This window comes from Phenylobacterium sp. LjRoot219 (genome assembly GCF_964252995.1).
Classification (GTDB): domain Bacteria; phylum Pseudomonadota; class Alphaproteobacteria; order Caulobacterales; family Caulobacteraceae; genus Phenylobacterium.
In genome coordinates, this window is the sequence record NZ_CAXUQI020000001.1 from 1,879,592 (window position 1) to 1,892,411 (window position 12,820).

The window sequence follows — 12,820 nt, forward strand, 5'->3', positions numbered from 1 at the left end:
GATTGTAGTTTCAAGGACGACTGCCGAAGATGAGCGACACTCAGATCCGCGTTCTGATCGTCGAGGCCCGGTTCTACTCGGACCTGGCGGACGAGATGCTGCGCGGGGCGGTCGACGCCCTGGAATCCTATGGCGCAGCCTATGACGTGGTGACCGTGCCGGGCGCGCTGGAGATTCCCGGCGCGATCGCCATCGCCGAAGCCAGCGCCCACCGCCCGACCGGCGAGATCCACTACGACGGCTATGTGGCGCTGGGCACGGTGATCCGCGGCGAGACCTATCACTTCGAGATCGTCTCCAACGAGTCGGCCCGCGGCATCATGGACCTGACCGTCGGCAAGGGCCTGGCGATCGGCAACGGGGTGCTGACCGTCGAGGATGAGGAGCAGGCCTGGGCCCGCGCGCGGATCAGCGAGGGCGACAAGGGCGGCGGCGCGGCGCGCGCGGCGCTGACCATGATCGCCCTGAAGCAGCAGTTCCAAGGCGGCCGGCCGTGACCGGCGCGGCACGTCAGGCGCGTTCGGTGGCCCGCCTCGCGGCGGTCCAAGCGCTCTACCAGATGGAGGTCTCGAGCGTCGGGGCCGAGGCGGTGATTCGCGAATTCAGCGAGCACCGGTTCGACCGCGACCTGGAGGACATGACGCTCGCCGGCGCCGATGAGGCCTTCTTCGCCGACCTAGTTCGCGGCGTCGTCGCCCATCAGGGCGAAGTGGACAAGGCCGTGGTTCGCCGGCTCGCGCAGAACTGGAAGCTGGAGCGGATCGACGCCACCGTGCGCGCCATCCTGCGGGCCGGGGCCTACGAGCTGACGCATCGGGCCGACGTGCCCACCGAAGTGGTGATCGACGAGTACGTCGAGCTCGCCAAGTCCTTCTTCGAGGGCCCGGAGCCCGGCTTCGTCAACGGGGCCCTCGACGGAGTGGCGCAGGATGTCCGGCGCTGACGAATTCAGCGAGATCGAGCGCCTCTTCCGGCCACTGACCCGGGGGGCGCCCGGCGCGTTCGATTTGCTGGACGACGCCGCCGTGGTGCCGTCGCGTCCCGGCTACGACCTGGTGGTGACCAAGGACGCGCTGGTCGAGGGCGTGCACTTCCTGCGCGGCGAAGCGCCCGATCTGGTCGCGCGCAAGCTGTTGCGGGTGAACCTCTCGGACCTGGCGGCCAAGGCCGCCGAGCCGTTCGGCTGCTTCCTGGCGGTGGCCTGGCCGTCCAGCTTCGACGCCCGCCAGCGCGAGCGCTTCGCCATGGGGCTGGCCGCCGACTTGGAGAGCTACGACCTGCACCTGCTGGGCGGCGACACGGTGGTCACCGACGGGCCGTTCACCGCCAGCCTGACGGCCATGGGTTGGGTGCCGCAGGGGCGGATGGTGCGACGCGCCGGCGCGCGGCCCGGCGACCGGCTGCTGGTCAGTGGGACGATCGGCGACGGCGCCCTGGGACTGGCGGCGGTGCAGGGCCTGATCTCCGATCCCGACGGCTTCCTGGCCTTCCGCTACCGCCTGCCGCAGCCGCGGCTCGACCTGCGCAAGCCCCTGCGCGCCTGGGCGACCTCCTCGGCCGACGTCTCCGACGGGCTGGTGGCCGACGCCGGCCACCTCGCCAAAGCCAGCGGCGTCGGGCTGATCGTCGACCTCGACCAGATCCCGCTGTCGCGCTCCGCCGCCACCTGGCTCGAGCAGCAGCCGGATCCGCAGGAGGCGCTGATCCGCCTTGGCACCGGCGGCGACGACTACGAGGTGGTCTGCACCATCCGTCCGGACCAGCCGAAGCCGGCGGGCTTTGCGGTGATCGGCGAGGTCACCTCCGGCGAAGGGGTCGAGGTGCGCGCCGCAGGCCGCATCGTCGACGCCGGCCAGGGCGGCTGGCGCCACATGTAGGCCGCGCGACGGCGCCATCGGCGGCGTCGGGGCGTTTCAATGGCGGAAAGATCTGCGGATCGCGCTTCGGAGGCTGAAATGGGCACGCCGGTCGGGCTGCTTTCGCTCGCCACCGCCAGTCCGCCCCACGAACTCCTGCAAAGCGACGTGCTCGCAGCCGCCCGTGCGTTGTTCGAGACCCGATTCCCGCAGTTCGAGCGGATGGCTCCGGTGTTCGAGACCGCCGGCATCCGGGTGCGCCAGGCGGTGACGCCGATCGAGTGGTTCTTCGAGCCGCGCGGCTGGGCCGAGCGAAACGAGCTCTATCTGAGCGGCGCGTGCGCGCTCTACGGGGCAGCGGCCGAACGCGCGCTCGCCGCGGCGGGTGTCCGCGGCCGCGACGTCGACACCCTGGTGACGGTCTCCTCGACCGGCATCGCCACCCCGAGCCTGGAGGCGCGCTGCGCCACGACGCTCGGCTTTCGCAGCGATGCGGCGCGAGTCCCGGTCTTCGGCCTGGGATGCGCCGGCGGCGTGACCGGGTTGTCGCTGGCGGCGCGACTGGCGGCCGCCGAGCCGGGGTCGACGGTGCTGTTCGTCTGTCTCGAGCTCTGCACCCTGTCGTTCCGCCTGGAGCAGCCGTCGAAGGCGGACATCGTCGCCACCGCGCTGTTCGGCGACGGCGCCGCCGCCTGCGTGCTGCGGGCCGGCGAAGGCGGCTTCGCTCAGCTGGTCGGCGCGGCCGAGCACACCTGGCCCGACACACTCGAGATCATGGGGTGGCGGGTGGATCCCGAGGGGCTCGGCGTAATCTTCGCTCAGTCGATCCCGCCGTTCGCCGCCAGGCACATGCGCCCGGCGATGGAGGCGATGCTCGGCTGCCAGGGATTGGCGCTTTCCGACGTCGATCGGTTCCTTTGCCATCCGGGCGGGACCAAGGTGATCGACGCGCTGGAGAGTGCGCTTGACCTGGGCCAGGGCGCGCTGGTCCACGAGCGGGCGGTGCTCGCCGAGCACGGCAACATGTCCGCGCCGACGGTGCTCTATGTGCTGGACCGCGCCCGCCCGGACCTGACCGGCCGTACGGTGCTGACGGCGCTCGGGCCCGGCTTCACCGCGAGCACCGCCACCTTGCTGGCGCCATGATCCTCTCGATCGGCGTCCTCGCCTTCGTCACCGCCCAGCGGCTCGGCGAACTGGCGTTCGCCGGCCGCAACACCCGGCGGTTGCTGGCCCGCGGCGCGGTGGAGAGCGGCGCCGGGCACTATCCGCTGATCGTCGCCCTGCACGGCGCCTGGCTGGCGGGCCTCTGGCTGCTGGCCTGGGACCGGCGGCCGAGCCTGGCCTGGCTGGCACTTTATGCTCTGCTGCAGATGCTGCGCCTCTGGACCCTGTCCACGCTTGGCGACCGGTGGACCACGCGAATCATCACCCTGCCCGGCGAGCCGCTGGTCCGCCGCGGGCCGTACCGCTTCCTGCCGCATCCGAACTATCTGGTCGTGGCGGGAGAAGTCGCCGTCTTGCCGCTGGTCTTTGGTCTTCCGGCGTACGCCCTGGGGTTCTCGCTGCTCAACGCCGTGGTGCTGTGGATCAGGATCCGGGCCGAGAACGCCGCCTTGCGGTCCACCTCGAAACGCTAGAGCGCGCCAGGCGGCAGGTCGAAGCGCACCTGCGAGCGGCCGAAGTCGAGCGACACCGCCTGGAACTCGCGCAGCAGATCCATCCCGAGCAGGATGGCCGGCTTCTTCTCCAGCCCCCAGATCTTGAACACATAGGTATCGGCGTGCACCACGGCGACATTGCCGAGTTGCAGTCCGCCCAGGCGCAGGAACGGCAGATACATCAGCTCGCCTGAGAAGGGTTCGCCGATGACCGTCACCATCTCAATCACCTGGCGGCGGGCCGGCAGCGCCTGGCGGCGGTCGAGCAGGTTGAGTAGCGGCGTGTTGCAGAGGCTCAGCTCCGAGCCGGAATCGATCATCGCGCTGATGCGCTGATCGCCGAGGTCGGCGTCGACGATGGTCAGTTGGCCGTGTTTGCGCCGCGCCGGGACGACGACCTGGCCGGGTGCGCTCTCCTCCGAGCGCGAGCCGGCGAACTCGAGGCGGTTCTTAGCGAAGTTCAGGGTGAGGCGCTGGCCCTTCAGCCAGTCGACCGCCAGAACGCCCTGCACCTCGGGCTGTTCGAGCGGGATGGCGAGGGCGCGCATGCGCCGCTGCCGGCGCACGCCGACCCGCATCTCGTCCACCGTCGTCACGGACTGCGCCTTGACGCCGACGATCGTGTGCACCGGCCGCTTATCGTGGAGCGGCAGTCCCAAGGTCGCAGCGAGCTGGCTGGAGACGCAGGAGACGCTGGCGCCCGTGTCGACGATGAAGGGGAAGGGGCCTTGCCCGTTTAGCGTCACCGGCGCGGTGAGCTGATCGAAGGCGGTCCGCCCGCCGGCGACTTCGCCGTCTGGATCGGACGGCGGCCCGGGCTCGCTGACGGGCGGGGCGCTGGAAGCGTTGGGCGGACCGAGGCGCGTGGCGGGCTGGCTTTGGCCCCACGCCTGCAGCGGCGCCAGCCCGGCGGCGGCGGACGCCAGCAGGGTCTGGATCGCGTCCCGGCGCGTCGGCAACATGCGCCTGCTTCCTCCCAAGTCCCTAGAATATCACGGGTCTTTCGGTTTCGCTTGGGTCTTGCCGAGAAACCGCGCGGAAACCTGTCGCGATCTAGGCTGGCCGCATGCTCCGCCGCCGCCTGATCTGTCTTCTGCCGTTCGTCTCGCTCGCCGCGGCCCCGGCCGCCGCCTCGGACAAGAAGGCGGAGACCAATGTCGGCCAGTACGTCGACCTGCAGCCGGTGGCGATGCCGATCGTCATCGACGGACAACTGGTGAACTACATCTTCGTCTCGGTGCGCATGAACTTGACGGCCAGCGCCGACACCTCGCGCTGGCGTGCGCGTGAGCCGTACTTCCGCGACGCCCTGGTGCGCGCCGGACACCAGACGCCGTTCACGCTGGCCAATGACTACGAGAAGATCGACGTGCCGAAGCTGACCGCGAGCCTGATGCGGACGGCGAGCGCGATCACCGGCCCCAACGTGATCCGCTCGATCGTCGTCACCTCGCAGGTGCCCAGTCGCCGGGCGCGCGCGCCGCGGAGCTGATCGCAATTCGGTGTTCGCCGAGCCTTGGCGCGCCAACCATTGCGTAGGTCAACAATCCTTGGCACCCTCCCGCCCGTCAATAAGCTGGAGCGCCAAGTAAGTAGCGCCCCGGCACTAGGGAAACCGGGGCGGGAAATCTCAGATTCGGCCGCTGCGAATTCGGCGGTTCGACCCGTCCCCGCGCAAACGCAAAGGGGCGCTTTTATGAGTTCGACGCTGTTGCTGGTGATCGTAGCCGGCCTATTGGCCGTGCTGTACGGCGCCGTGCAGACCAGCGTGCTGTTGAAGGCTTCGGCCGGCAGCGCGCGTATGCAGGAGATCGCCGCCGCCATCCAGGAAGGGGCGCAGGCCTATCTTCGGCGGCAATACACCACCATCGCCATCGTCGGCGTGGTCATCCTCATCATCGTGGCCCTGCTGATCGGCCCGCTCTCGGCGATCGGCTTTGCGATTGGCGCCGTACTGTCCGGGCTGGCGGGCTTCGCCGGCATGCTGATCTCGGTGCGGGCCAACGTGCGCACCGCCCAGGCCGCCTCGGAAGGGCTGGAGAAGGGCCTGTCGCTGGCGTTCCGCTCGGGCGCTGTCACCGGCATGCTGGTGGCCGGCTTCGCGCTGCTGGGCGTCAGCGTCTACTTCTGGATCCTGACCGGCGTGCTGGCGCTGGAGCCGACCAGCCGCGAGGTGGTCGACAGCCTGATCTCACTGGGCTTTGGCGCCAGCCTGATCTCCATCTTCGCCCGTCTTGGCGGCGGTATCTTCACCAAGGGCGCCGACGTCGGCGGCGACATGGTGGGCAAGGTCGAGGCCGGCATTCCTGAGGATGACCCGCGCAACGCCGCGACCATCGCCGACAACGTGGGCGACAACGTCGGCGACTGCGCCGGCATGGCCGCCGACCTGTTCGAGACCTACGCGGTGACCGTCGTCGCCACCATGGTGCTGGCGGCGATCTTCTTCCGCGGCATGGTCGACGTCGGGACCATGATGCTGTTGCCGCTGGCGATCTGCGGCGTCTGCATCATCACCTCGATCATCGGCACCTTCTTCGTCCGCCTGGGCAGGAGCCGCAACATCATGGGCGCGCTCTACCAGGGCCTGATCGTCACCGGGGTGCTCTCGCTGGGGGCGATCTGGTGGGTGACCAATCGGATGGTCCCGGGCGCCGTCACGACCGTCGGCGGCGTCACCTTCAGCGGCCTGGACCTGTTCTGGTGCGGCGTCGTCGGCCTGGCGGTCACCGCCGCCATCGTCGTCGTCACCGAGTTCTACACCGGCACCAACTTCCGCCCGGTGAAGTCGATCGCCAAGGCCTCGGTCTCGGGTCACGGCACCAATGTCATCCAGGGCCTGGCCATGTCGCTGGAAGCGACGGCGCTGCCGGCGCTGTCGATCATCGTCGGCATAATCGTCGCCTACAACCTGGCGGGCCTGTTCGGCATCGCCATCGCGACCACCGCCATGCTGTCGCTGGCCGGCTTCATCGTCGCCCTCGACGCCTTCGGCCCGGTCACCGACAACGCCGGCGGCATCGCCGAGATGGCCGGCCTGCCGCCGGAAGTGCGCGTCTCGACCGACGCGCTGGACGCGGTCGGCAACACCACCAAGGCGGTGACCAAGGGCTATGCGATCGGTTCGGCGGGCCTCGGCGCGCTGGTGCTGTTCGCCGCCTACACCGAGGACCTGAAGTTCTTCACCGCCAACGCGGCGCCGGGGTCGTTCTTCGACGGCGTGGGCACGATCGCCTTCGACCTCTCCAACCCCTACGTGGTCGTCGGCCTGCTGTTCGGCGGCCTGCTGCCGTTCCTGTTCGGCGGCCTGTCGATGACCGCGGTCGGCCGGGCGGCCGAGGCGGTCGTCACCGAGGTGCGGCGTCAGTTCAAGGAAAACCCGGGGATCATGACCGGCGAGGTGAAGCCGGAGTACGGCCGCGCCGTCGACATCCTGACGAAGGCGGCGATCCGCGAGATGATCGTGCCGAGCCTGCTGCCGGTCGCCTCGCCGATCGTGCTGTTCTTCGTCATCAACGCCATCGCCGACAAGGCCAACGCCTTCGCCTCGCTGGGCGCCATGCTGATGGGGGTGATCGTCACCGGCCTGTTCGTCGCCATCTCGATGACGTCGGGCGGCGGCGCCTGGGATAACGCCAAGAAGCTGATCGAAGAGGGTCATTACGGCGGCAAGGGTTCCGACGCGCACAAGGCGGCGGTGACCGGCGACACCGTCGGCGACCCCTACAAGGACACCGCGGGCCCCGCGGTGAACCCGATGATCAAGATCACCAACATCGTGGCCCTGCTGCTGCTGGCGGTGCTGGCTCACGGCGTGGTGGGCTGATCAACGCGCTGAGCTGAAACGGAAGCGCCCCGGAGAGCGATCTCCGGGGCGCTTTTGCGTTGGGGGCGCCCGTCGCCGGGCGCCGAAGGACGAGCGGTTAGCGCCGGTCGCCCGGGCGGCCGCCGGGGACGCCCTCGTCGTCGCTCGGCAGCATGGCGCCGCGACCGACGGTGCCCAGGACCTGTTCGAGGATCGTCAGCTCGCGACCGCGGGTCGGCGTCTCGCGATCGTTGTAGGCGACCACCCGGCCGTCCTTGAGGGTGTAGTTATTCACCCCGGTGACCTGTTCGCTCTCCTTGTCGAAGGCGATGGCGGTCACGTGCCGCTCGACCACCTTAGGCCGACGGAAGGCGACGCGCTCCTTCACTTGGTTCATGTAGAACCAGACGTTCGGATCGAAGGTCGAGGTGGCCGACGGCGAGCCGAGTTTGGCGCGGACGGTCGACTTGGTGTCGCCGCCGACTTTCACGTCCTTGGCGGGATCGGCGTCGATGGTCTGGAAGCCGGAATAGCTGGTGATTGGCGCGCAGGCGCCCGTGGCGAGCAGGCCGGCGGCGCAGGCTGCGATGAGGACGCGGCGAAACATGTGCAATTAAGGCCCGTTCCTAGCTCTGGAGGCTTTGACCTATCGCTCGCCGCCCCTTAGTTCAATGCCGCCTTTAGTCCCGGGCCTGGGCGAAATCGAGGCTAAGATGCTGAAACGCCTGTTCCGACCCCATCCAACCCGCGAAGTTGGCCACGCGCTCTATGCCGCCGTGGTCGAACAGGCGCGTACGCCCGCCCTGTACGAATCCCTAGGCGCGCCCGACACGGTGGAGGGCCGATTCGAGCTCTACAGCCTGCACGTCGTGCTGTTGCTGGACCGCCTGAACCCGCCTGAGGCGCGGGTCAAAGCGACGCACCAGGCGCTGTTCGACACCTATGCGAAGGCGCTCGACCATGCCCTGCGCGAGATGGGCGTCGGCGATCTCACGGTCGGCAAGAAGATGCGCAAGCTCGGCGAAGCCTTTTTCGGGCGGGTGAAATCTTACCACACGGCCTTCGCGGCCCTGCCGGACACGCAGCCGCTGCGCGACCTGTTGACGCGGACCGTCTACGCCGAGGCCGATGCGAGCGCGGCGCCGGCGCTGGCCGACTATGTGCTGGCCCAGCGCGAACATCTCGCCGCCCAACCGATCGAAGCGCTGCTGGAAGGCCGCGTCGAATGGAGACCGTCGTGAGCACTGCCTGGGCCCGGCCGATCCGGCTGCATGAACTCAGCCGCGGCGCTGTGACGCTGCAACTGGAGCCTGACGCGGCCGAGCGCGCGCGCATCGCCCACGACCTCGGGCTGGAGAGCCTGCCGGCCCTGCGCGCCGAGGTGACGGTGAAGCCCTGGCTGGACGGCGCCGAGCTCAGCGGCCGCTTCCGGGCGACGATCGAGCAGCTGTGCTCGGTCACGCTCGAGCCGTTCGAACAGCCGCTGAACGGGCAGATCGATGTTCGCGTGGTCCCCGCCGGCAGCCCCAACGCCCCGGGCGAGAGCGGCCCCGAGGTCGAACTCGAGCTCGACGCGCCGGATCCGCCCGACGTGCTGGAGGACGATTCCATCGACGTCGCCGCCTATCTGGTCGAGCACCTGGCGCTGGAGATCGATCCGTTTCCGCGCAAGCCGGGCGCGGAATTCGACTACAAGTCGCCGACGCAGGAAGAATCGCCCTTTGCGGTGCTCAAGGCGCTGAAGACGCCAAAGCCATGAGCGGGCGGAGTTTTCTTCGCCGATAGCCCGGCGTATCGTCGCCGCGATTCCTCCGGCGCGAGCGCGGATTAACTGTTGAGCACGGGCATTGTTGGGCGCACGCCCGATGCTCCGGGCCGCTAAGGACCTAAGGGCCGCCTTGACCGAACCTCTGGTGATCTCAATCGACGCCATGGGCGGAGACCACGGCCCGTCCGTGGTGATTCCCGCCGTCGCGCAGGCCCTGGCCACGCTGCCGTCCAACGTGCGCGTGCTGCTGCATGGCGACGAGACGGTGTTGAACGCCGAGATCGCGCGTTGCCGCGGTCTCGCCGAGCGGGCGGAGGTGCGCCACGCCGAGCGCGTGATCGGCATGGACGAGAAGCCCGCCCAGGCGCTTCGGCGCGGCAAGGGCACCTCGATGTGGCACGCCGTCGAGGCGTTGCGCGAGGGCCGGGCCTCTGCGGCGCTGTCGGCCGGCAACACCGGCGCCCTGATGGCGATCTCGAAGCTGATCCTGCGGATGAGCGCCGACCTCGACCGGCCGGCGCTGGTCGCCAGCCTGCCGACGCCGCGCGGCTTCACCACCTTCCTCGACGTCGGCGCCAACGTCGATTGCGACGCCGAGCGGCTGATCGAGTTCGCCATCATGGGCGAGGCCTTCCACCGCGCCGCCCACGGCGTGAGCCGGCCGACGGTGGCGTTGCTCAACGTCGGCTCGGAAGAGATGAAGGGCCACGAGGAAGTCCGCGAGGCCAACCGCATCCTGCGCCTCGGCGCCCTCGATCTCGATTACAGGGGCTTCGTCGAGGGCGACGACCTGACCGGCGGCGTCGTCGACGTGGTGGTCACCGACGGCTTCACCGGCAACGTGGCGCTGAAGGCCATGGAGGGCGCCGCCCGCTTCATTACCGAAGAACTGAAGGCCGCGCTGACCTCCAACCTCAGCGGCACCCTTGGCGCGGCGCTCGCCAAGCCGTCGCTGCGGCGCTTCCGCGACCGCCTCAGCCCGCCGCCGGCGGCGCCGCTGCTGGGCTTGAACGGCCTGGTGCTGAAGTGCCATGGCGGGGCGGGGCAGGCCGACTATGCGCACGCGGTGCGTGTCGCGGCCGATCTCGCGCGCAGCGACATTTCGAGCGAGATCGAACAGAACATGCGGCGGCTGCCGTCGGCCCTGGCCGAGCAGGGCGGGCAGGCTGCCGAAGGAGGCGTCTAAGTGTCGAAGGTCCTGCGTAGCGTCGTAACCGGGGTGGGCGGCTACCTGCCGGAGACGATCGTCACCAACGAGGAACTGGCCAAGATCGTCGAAACCTCGGACGAGTGGATCACCGAACGCACCGGGATCCGCCAGCGCCGTCGCGCCGCCGCCGACCAGCCGGTCTCCGACCTGGCCGTCGCCGCGGCCCGCCGCGCGCTCGAGGCGGCCGGCCGGACGCCGCAGGACGTCGACCTGATCATCGTGGCGACCACCACGCCGGACCTGACCTTCCCGGCCACGGCGACCATTGTCCAGCGCAAGCTCGGCTGCCCGGTGGGGCCGGCCTTCGACGTCCAGGCGGTGTGCTCCGGCTTCGTCTATGCGCTGTCGGTGGCCGATGGCTTCGTCGCCCGCGGCCGCGCCAAGTGTGCGCTGGTGATCGGCGCCGAAGAGATGACCAAGCTGATGGACTGGACCGACCGCGGCACCTGCGTGCTGTTCGGCGACGGCGCCGGCGCGGTCGTGCTGGAGACCATGGACGGCGAGGGGGCCAAGACCGACCGCGGCATGCTGGGCTTCGCGCTGATGGCCGACGGGACCAAGCAGGATCTGCTGTACGTCGACGGCGGGGTCTCGACGACCGGCCAGGTCGGCCACCTGCGGATGCAGGGCAACCAGGTCTTCCGCCACGCCGTGGTGAACATCTCCGACGCCATTGTCGCCGCGGCGGCCGACGCCGGAGTGGAGATCAGTGAAGTCGACTGGTTCATCCCGCACCAGGCGAACCTGCGCATCCTCGAGGGCGTCGCCCGCCGGCTCGGCATCGACGAGGAAAAGGTGATCACCACGGTGAGCGAGCACGCTAACACCTCGGCCGCCTCGATCCCGCTCGCCCTGGACGCCGCGGTGCGCGACGGACGCATCAAGAAGGGCGATCTGCTGCTTATGGAGGCGATGGGCGGCGGTTTGACCTGGGGCGCTTGCGTGGTGCGTTTCTGACAGGTTCCTTAACGGGGATTGCGAAACGGGGCCTTGAAGTCTTTGACCTGATGGGACAATCAAGGGGCATGAACAGCGTCGCTGCAGAAAACGGGCAACAGACCAAGGGCGGGACTGTCACCCGCGCGGATCTTTGCGAAGCGGTCCACGAGGAAGTGGGCCTGACCCGCCAGGATTGCGGCGAGCTGGTCGAACGCGTCCTCGAGCTGATGGCCCAGGCGCTCGAACGCGGCGAGCAGGTGAAGCTGTCCGGCTTCGGCGTCTTCCAGGTCCGGGCCAAGAACGCGCGGATGGGGCGCAATCCCAAGACCGGCGAGCCGGCGGCGATCGAGCCCCGGCGCGTGATCGGCTTCCGCGCCTCCCAGGTCATGAAGGCGCGGGTCGACCGCGCCCTCTCGCGGTGAAGACCCGCTAGCGCCGGTGTCGAAGGGCCCCGAAGCCTTTCGGACGATCTCAGAGGCGGCTGACGAGCTGCAGGTGCCGCAGCACGTGCTGCGTTTCTGGGAAACCAAGTTCGCCTTCATTCGGCCGATGAAGCGGGCCGGCGGCCGCCGGTTCTACCGGCCGCAGGACATCGCCGTGCTGCAGGGCGTGCGCCGCCTGCTGCACGAAGAGGGCTACACCATCAAGGGCGTGCAGCGCCTGCACCGCGAGCAGGGCATGGCCCGGCTGGTCGCGGCGGGACAGGGCGAGGCGCCGCCGCCGGAAGCCGGCTTCACCGAACTGCTGGGCGGCGACCTGGACGAGGCCGCCCGCGACCGCCTCGGCGAGGCGCTCTCCGACCTCGAAGCAGCGAAGTCGCGGCTGGACGCCCTGCTGAAGCGCAAGTAAGGCGCCGTCAGCCGGCGGGCGAGGAGGCCGGGCGGTGAAAATCCTGATCGTCTTCTGCCATCCGGTCGGCGAGAGCTTCGCCGCCGCCTTGCTCGAGCGCTGCGTGGCGCAGCTCGAGCGCGCCGGACACGAGCTGGTGGTCAAGGATCTCTACCGCGAGGGCTTCGATCCGGTGATGAGCGCCGGGGAGCGTCGCGCCTACGAGGACGTCTCGGCCGATCGCTCGGCGGTGGCCGGCGAGCTCGCCGCGCTGAGCCAGGCCGAAGGGCTGCTGCTGATCTATCCGACCTGGTGGTACGGCCTGCCGGCGATGCTGAAGGGCTGGTTCGACCGGGTGTGGCTGCCGGGCGTGGCCTTCGACCTGGACGGGCGGCGCGGGATCTCCACCCATGCGCTTTCCGGGATCGACCGGCTGATGGTCGTCACCACCTATGGGGCGCCGCGCTGGTTCATCCGGCTCTGGATGGGCGATCCGGGGCGCAAGGTGGTGCTGCGCGGCTTCCGGACCCTGCTGGCGCCGAAGTGCCGGGCCGCCTGGGCGGCGCTCTACCGGATGGACGTGGCCACCGCCGCGCAGCGCAGCCGCTTCATCGAGGCGGTCAGCCGCAAGCTCGCCTTCTTCGACCGCTGAGGCCGTTGGCGGTCAAACCGCTGTGCCGCCCGGGGAATTGAAGCCTTCCGGCGCAGCGGTCAGACTGACGCTCGCCGAGCGGCGCCAACGTCCGCCGGTTT

The 12,820-nt window shown here is 69.6% G+C and carries 16 protein-coding genes; 14 read left to right on the top strand and 2 right to left on the bottom strand.

What is annotated here, in order from left to right; all coding sequences use genetic code 11:
- The first annotated feature begins 29 nt into the window (after positions 1 to 29).
- From ribH to ACSQ14_RS09285, 5 genes are all read left to right on the top strand, one after another.
- A complete protein-coding gene (gene ribH / locus ACSQ14_RS09265) occupies positions 30 to 497 on the top strand; it encodes a 6,7-dimethyl-8-ribityllumazine synthase (protein ID WP_436011938.1) in 468 nt (155 codons plus the stop codon).
- Positions 494 to 943, top strand: coding sequence for a transcription antitermination factor NusB (nusB, locus tag ACSQ14_RS09270; protein ID WP_436011940.1), 450 nt, complete (start codon positions 494 to 496; stop codon positions 941 to 943). The genes ribH and nusB overlap by 4 nt, the downstream gene beginning before the upstream one ends.
- Complete coding sequence (thiL, locus tag ACSQ14_RS09275; RefSeq protein WP_436011942.1) at positions 930 to 1,877, top strand: thiamine-phosphate kinase; 948 nt, start codon at positions 930 to 932, stop codon at positions 1,875 to 1,877. The genes nusB and thiL overlap by 14 nt, the downstream gene beginning before the upstream one ends.
- 78 nt (positions 1,878 to 1,955) lie before the next feature.
- The gene (locus tag ACSQ14_RS09280; RefSeq protein WP_436011944.1) at positions 1,956 to 3,002 is read left to right on the top strand and encodes a type III polyketide synthase; all 1,047 of its coding nucleotides are present in this window, start codon (positions 1,956 to 1,958) and stop codon (positions 3,000 to 3,002) included.
- On the top strand, positions 2,999 to 3,496 hold the full coding sequence (locus tag ACSQ14_RS09285; RefSeq protein ID WP_436011946.1) for an isoprenylcysteine carboxyl methyltransferase family protein: 498 nt from the start codon (positions 2,999 to 3,001) through the stop codon (positions 3,494 to 3,496). Before ACSQ14_RS09280 ends, ACSQ14_RS09285 begins: the two co-directional genes overlap by 4 nt.
- On the opposite strand, the gene ACSQ14_RS09290 is transcribed toward ACSQ14_RS09285, so the two are convergent.
- Entirely contained in the window at positions 3,493 to 4,479 is a 987-nt protein-coding gene (locus tag ACSQ14_RS09290) for a retroviral-like aspartic protease family protein (RefSeq protein ID WP_436011948.1), read from the bottom strand. The genes ACSQ14_RS09285 and ACSQ14_RS09290 overlap by 4 nt on opposite strands.
- A gap of 104 nt (positions 4,480 to 4,583) precedes the next feature.
- Here ACSQ14_RS09290 and ACSQ14_RS09295 point away from each other — a divergent pair, with 104 nt between their 5' ends.
- Together ACSQ14_RS09295 and ACSQ14_RS09300 are read left to right on the top strand one after the other, a co-directional pair.
- Positions 4,584 to 5,009 (top strand): hypothetical protein, encoded by a 426-nt coding sequence (locus ACSQ14_RS09295; RefSeq protein WP_436011950.1) that lies wholly within the window; start codon positions 4,584 to 4,586, stop codon positions 5,007 to 5,009.
- A 204-nt stretch (positions 5,010 to 5,213) separates the two neighbouring features.
- Positions 5,214 to 7,343, top strand: coding sequence for a sodium-translocating pyrophosphatase (locus ACSQ14_RS09300; protein WP_436011952.1), 2,130 nt, complete (start codon positions 5,214 to 5,216; stop codon positions 7,341 to 7,343).
- 97 nt (positions 7,344 to 7,440) lie between these two features.
- Here the strand turns inward: ACSQ14_RS09300 and ACSQ14_RS09305 are convergent, their stop codons facing one another.
- Entirely contained in the window at positions 7,441 to 7,929 is a 489-nt protein-coding gene (locus ACSQ14_RS09305) for an outer membrane protein assembly factor BamE (RefSeq protein ID WP_436011954.1), read from the bottom strand.
- A gap of 106 nt (positions 7,930 to 8,035) precedes the next feature.
- Between ACSQ14_RS09305 and ACSQ14_RS09310 the strand changes: the two genes are divergently transcribed.
- The 7 genes from ACSQ14_RS09310 to ACSQ14_RS09340 all read left to right on the top strand — a co-directional run bounded on the left by ACSQ14_RS09310 (position 8,036) and on the right by ACSQ14_RS09340 (position 12,719).
- The gene (locus ACSQ14_RS09310; RefSeq protein WP_436011956.1) at positions 8,036 to 8,563 is read left to right on the top strand and encodes a ubiquinol-cytochrome C chaperone family protein; all 528 of its coding nucleotides are present in this window, start codon (positions 8,036 to 8,038) and stop codon (positions 8,561 to 8,563) included.
- Complete coding sequence (locus ACSQ14_RS09315) at positions 8,560 to 9,081, top strand: YceD family protein (RefSeq protein ID WP_436011958.1); 522 nt, start codon at positions 8,560 to 8,562, stop codon at positions 9,079 to 9,081. The genes ACSQ14_RS09310 and ACSQ14_RS09315 overlap by 4 nt, the downstream gene beginning before the upstream one ends.
- Positions 9,082 to 9,220: 139 nt before the next feature.
- Positions 9,221 to 10,276, top strand: a complete 1,056-nt coding sequence (gene plsX / locus ACSQ14_RS09320) for a phosphate acyltransferase PlsX (protein ID WP_436011960.1) — start codon at positions 9,221 to 9,223, stop codon at positions 10,274 to 10,276.
- A complete protein-coding gene (locus tag ACSQ14_RS09325) occupies positions 10,277 to 11,257 on the top strand; it encodes a beta-ketoacyl-ACP synthase III (protein WP_436011962.1) in 981 nt (326 codons plus the stop codon).
- Between the two features lie 68 nt (positions 11,258 to 11,325).
- Positions 11,326 to 11,661 carry an integration host factor subunit alpha gene (locus ACSQ14_RS09330; RefSeq protein WP_436011964.1) on the top strand — a complete coding sequence of 112 codons (336 nt, stop codon included), beginning with the start codon at positions 11,326 to 11,328 and terminating at the stop codon, positions 11,659 to 11,661.
- Positions 11,662 to 11,677: 16 nt separating this feature from the next.
- Positions 11,678 to 12,088 carry a MerR family transcriptional regulator gene (locus ACSQ14_RS09335; protein ID WP_436011966.1) on the top strand — a complete coding sequence of 137 codons (411 nt, stop codon included), beginning with the start codon at positions 11,678 to 11,680 and terminating at the stop codon, positions 12,086 to 12,088.
- A 34-nt stretch (positions 12,089 to 12,122) separates the two neighbouring features.
- Positions 12,123 to 12,719 carry an NAD(P)H-dependent oxidoreductase gene (locus ACSQ14_RS09340; RefSeq protein ID WP_436011968.1) on the top strand — a complete coding sequence of 199 codons (597 nt, stop codon included), beginning with the start codon at positions 12,123 to 12,125 and terminating at the stop codon, positions 12,717 to 12,719.
- Positions 12,720 to 12,820 lie beyond the last annotated feature (101 nt).

Coding starts and splice junctions, on each gene's coding strand:
- ribH (WP_436011938.1), top strand. CDS start 30: ATGAGCGACACTCAGATCCGCGTTCTGATCGTCGAGGCCCGGTTCTAC.
- thiL (WP_436011942.1), top strand. CDS start 930: ATGTCCGGCGCTGACGAATTCAGCGAGATCGAGCGCCTCTTCCGGCCA.
- ACSQ14_RS09280 (WP_436011944.1), top strand. CDS start 1,956: ATGGGCACGCCGGTCGGGCTGCTTTCGCTCGCCACCGCCAGTCCGCCC.
- ACSQ14_RS09285 (WP_436011946.1), top strand. CDS start 2,999: ATGATCCTCTCGATCGGCGTCCTCGCCTTCGTCACCGCCCAGCGGCTC.
- ACSQ14_RS09290 (WP_436011948.1), bottom strand. CDS start 4,479: ATGTTGCCGACGCGCCGGGACGCGATCCAGACCCTGCTGGCGTCCGCC.
- ACSQ14_RS09295 (WP_436011950.1), top strand. CDS start 4,584: ATGCTCCGCCGCCGCCTGATCTGTCTTCTGCCGTTCGTCTCGCTCGCC.
- ACSQ14_RS09300 (WP_436011952.1), top strand. CDS start 5,214: ATGAGTTCGACGCTGTTGCTGGTGATCGTAGCCGGCCTATTGGCCGTG.
- ACSQ14_RS09305 (WP_436011954.1), bottom strand. CDS start 7,929: ATGTTTCGCCGCGTCCTCATCGCAGCCTGCGCCGCCGGCCTGCTCGCC.
- ACSQ14_RS09310 (WP_436011956.1), top strand. CDS start 8,036: ATGCTGAAACGCCTGTTCCGACCCCATCCAACCCGCGAAGTTGGCCAC.
- ACSQ14_RS09330 (WP_436011964.1), top strand. CDS start 11,326: ATGAACAGCGTCGCTGCAGAAAACGGGCAACAGACCAAGGGCGGGACT.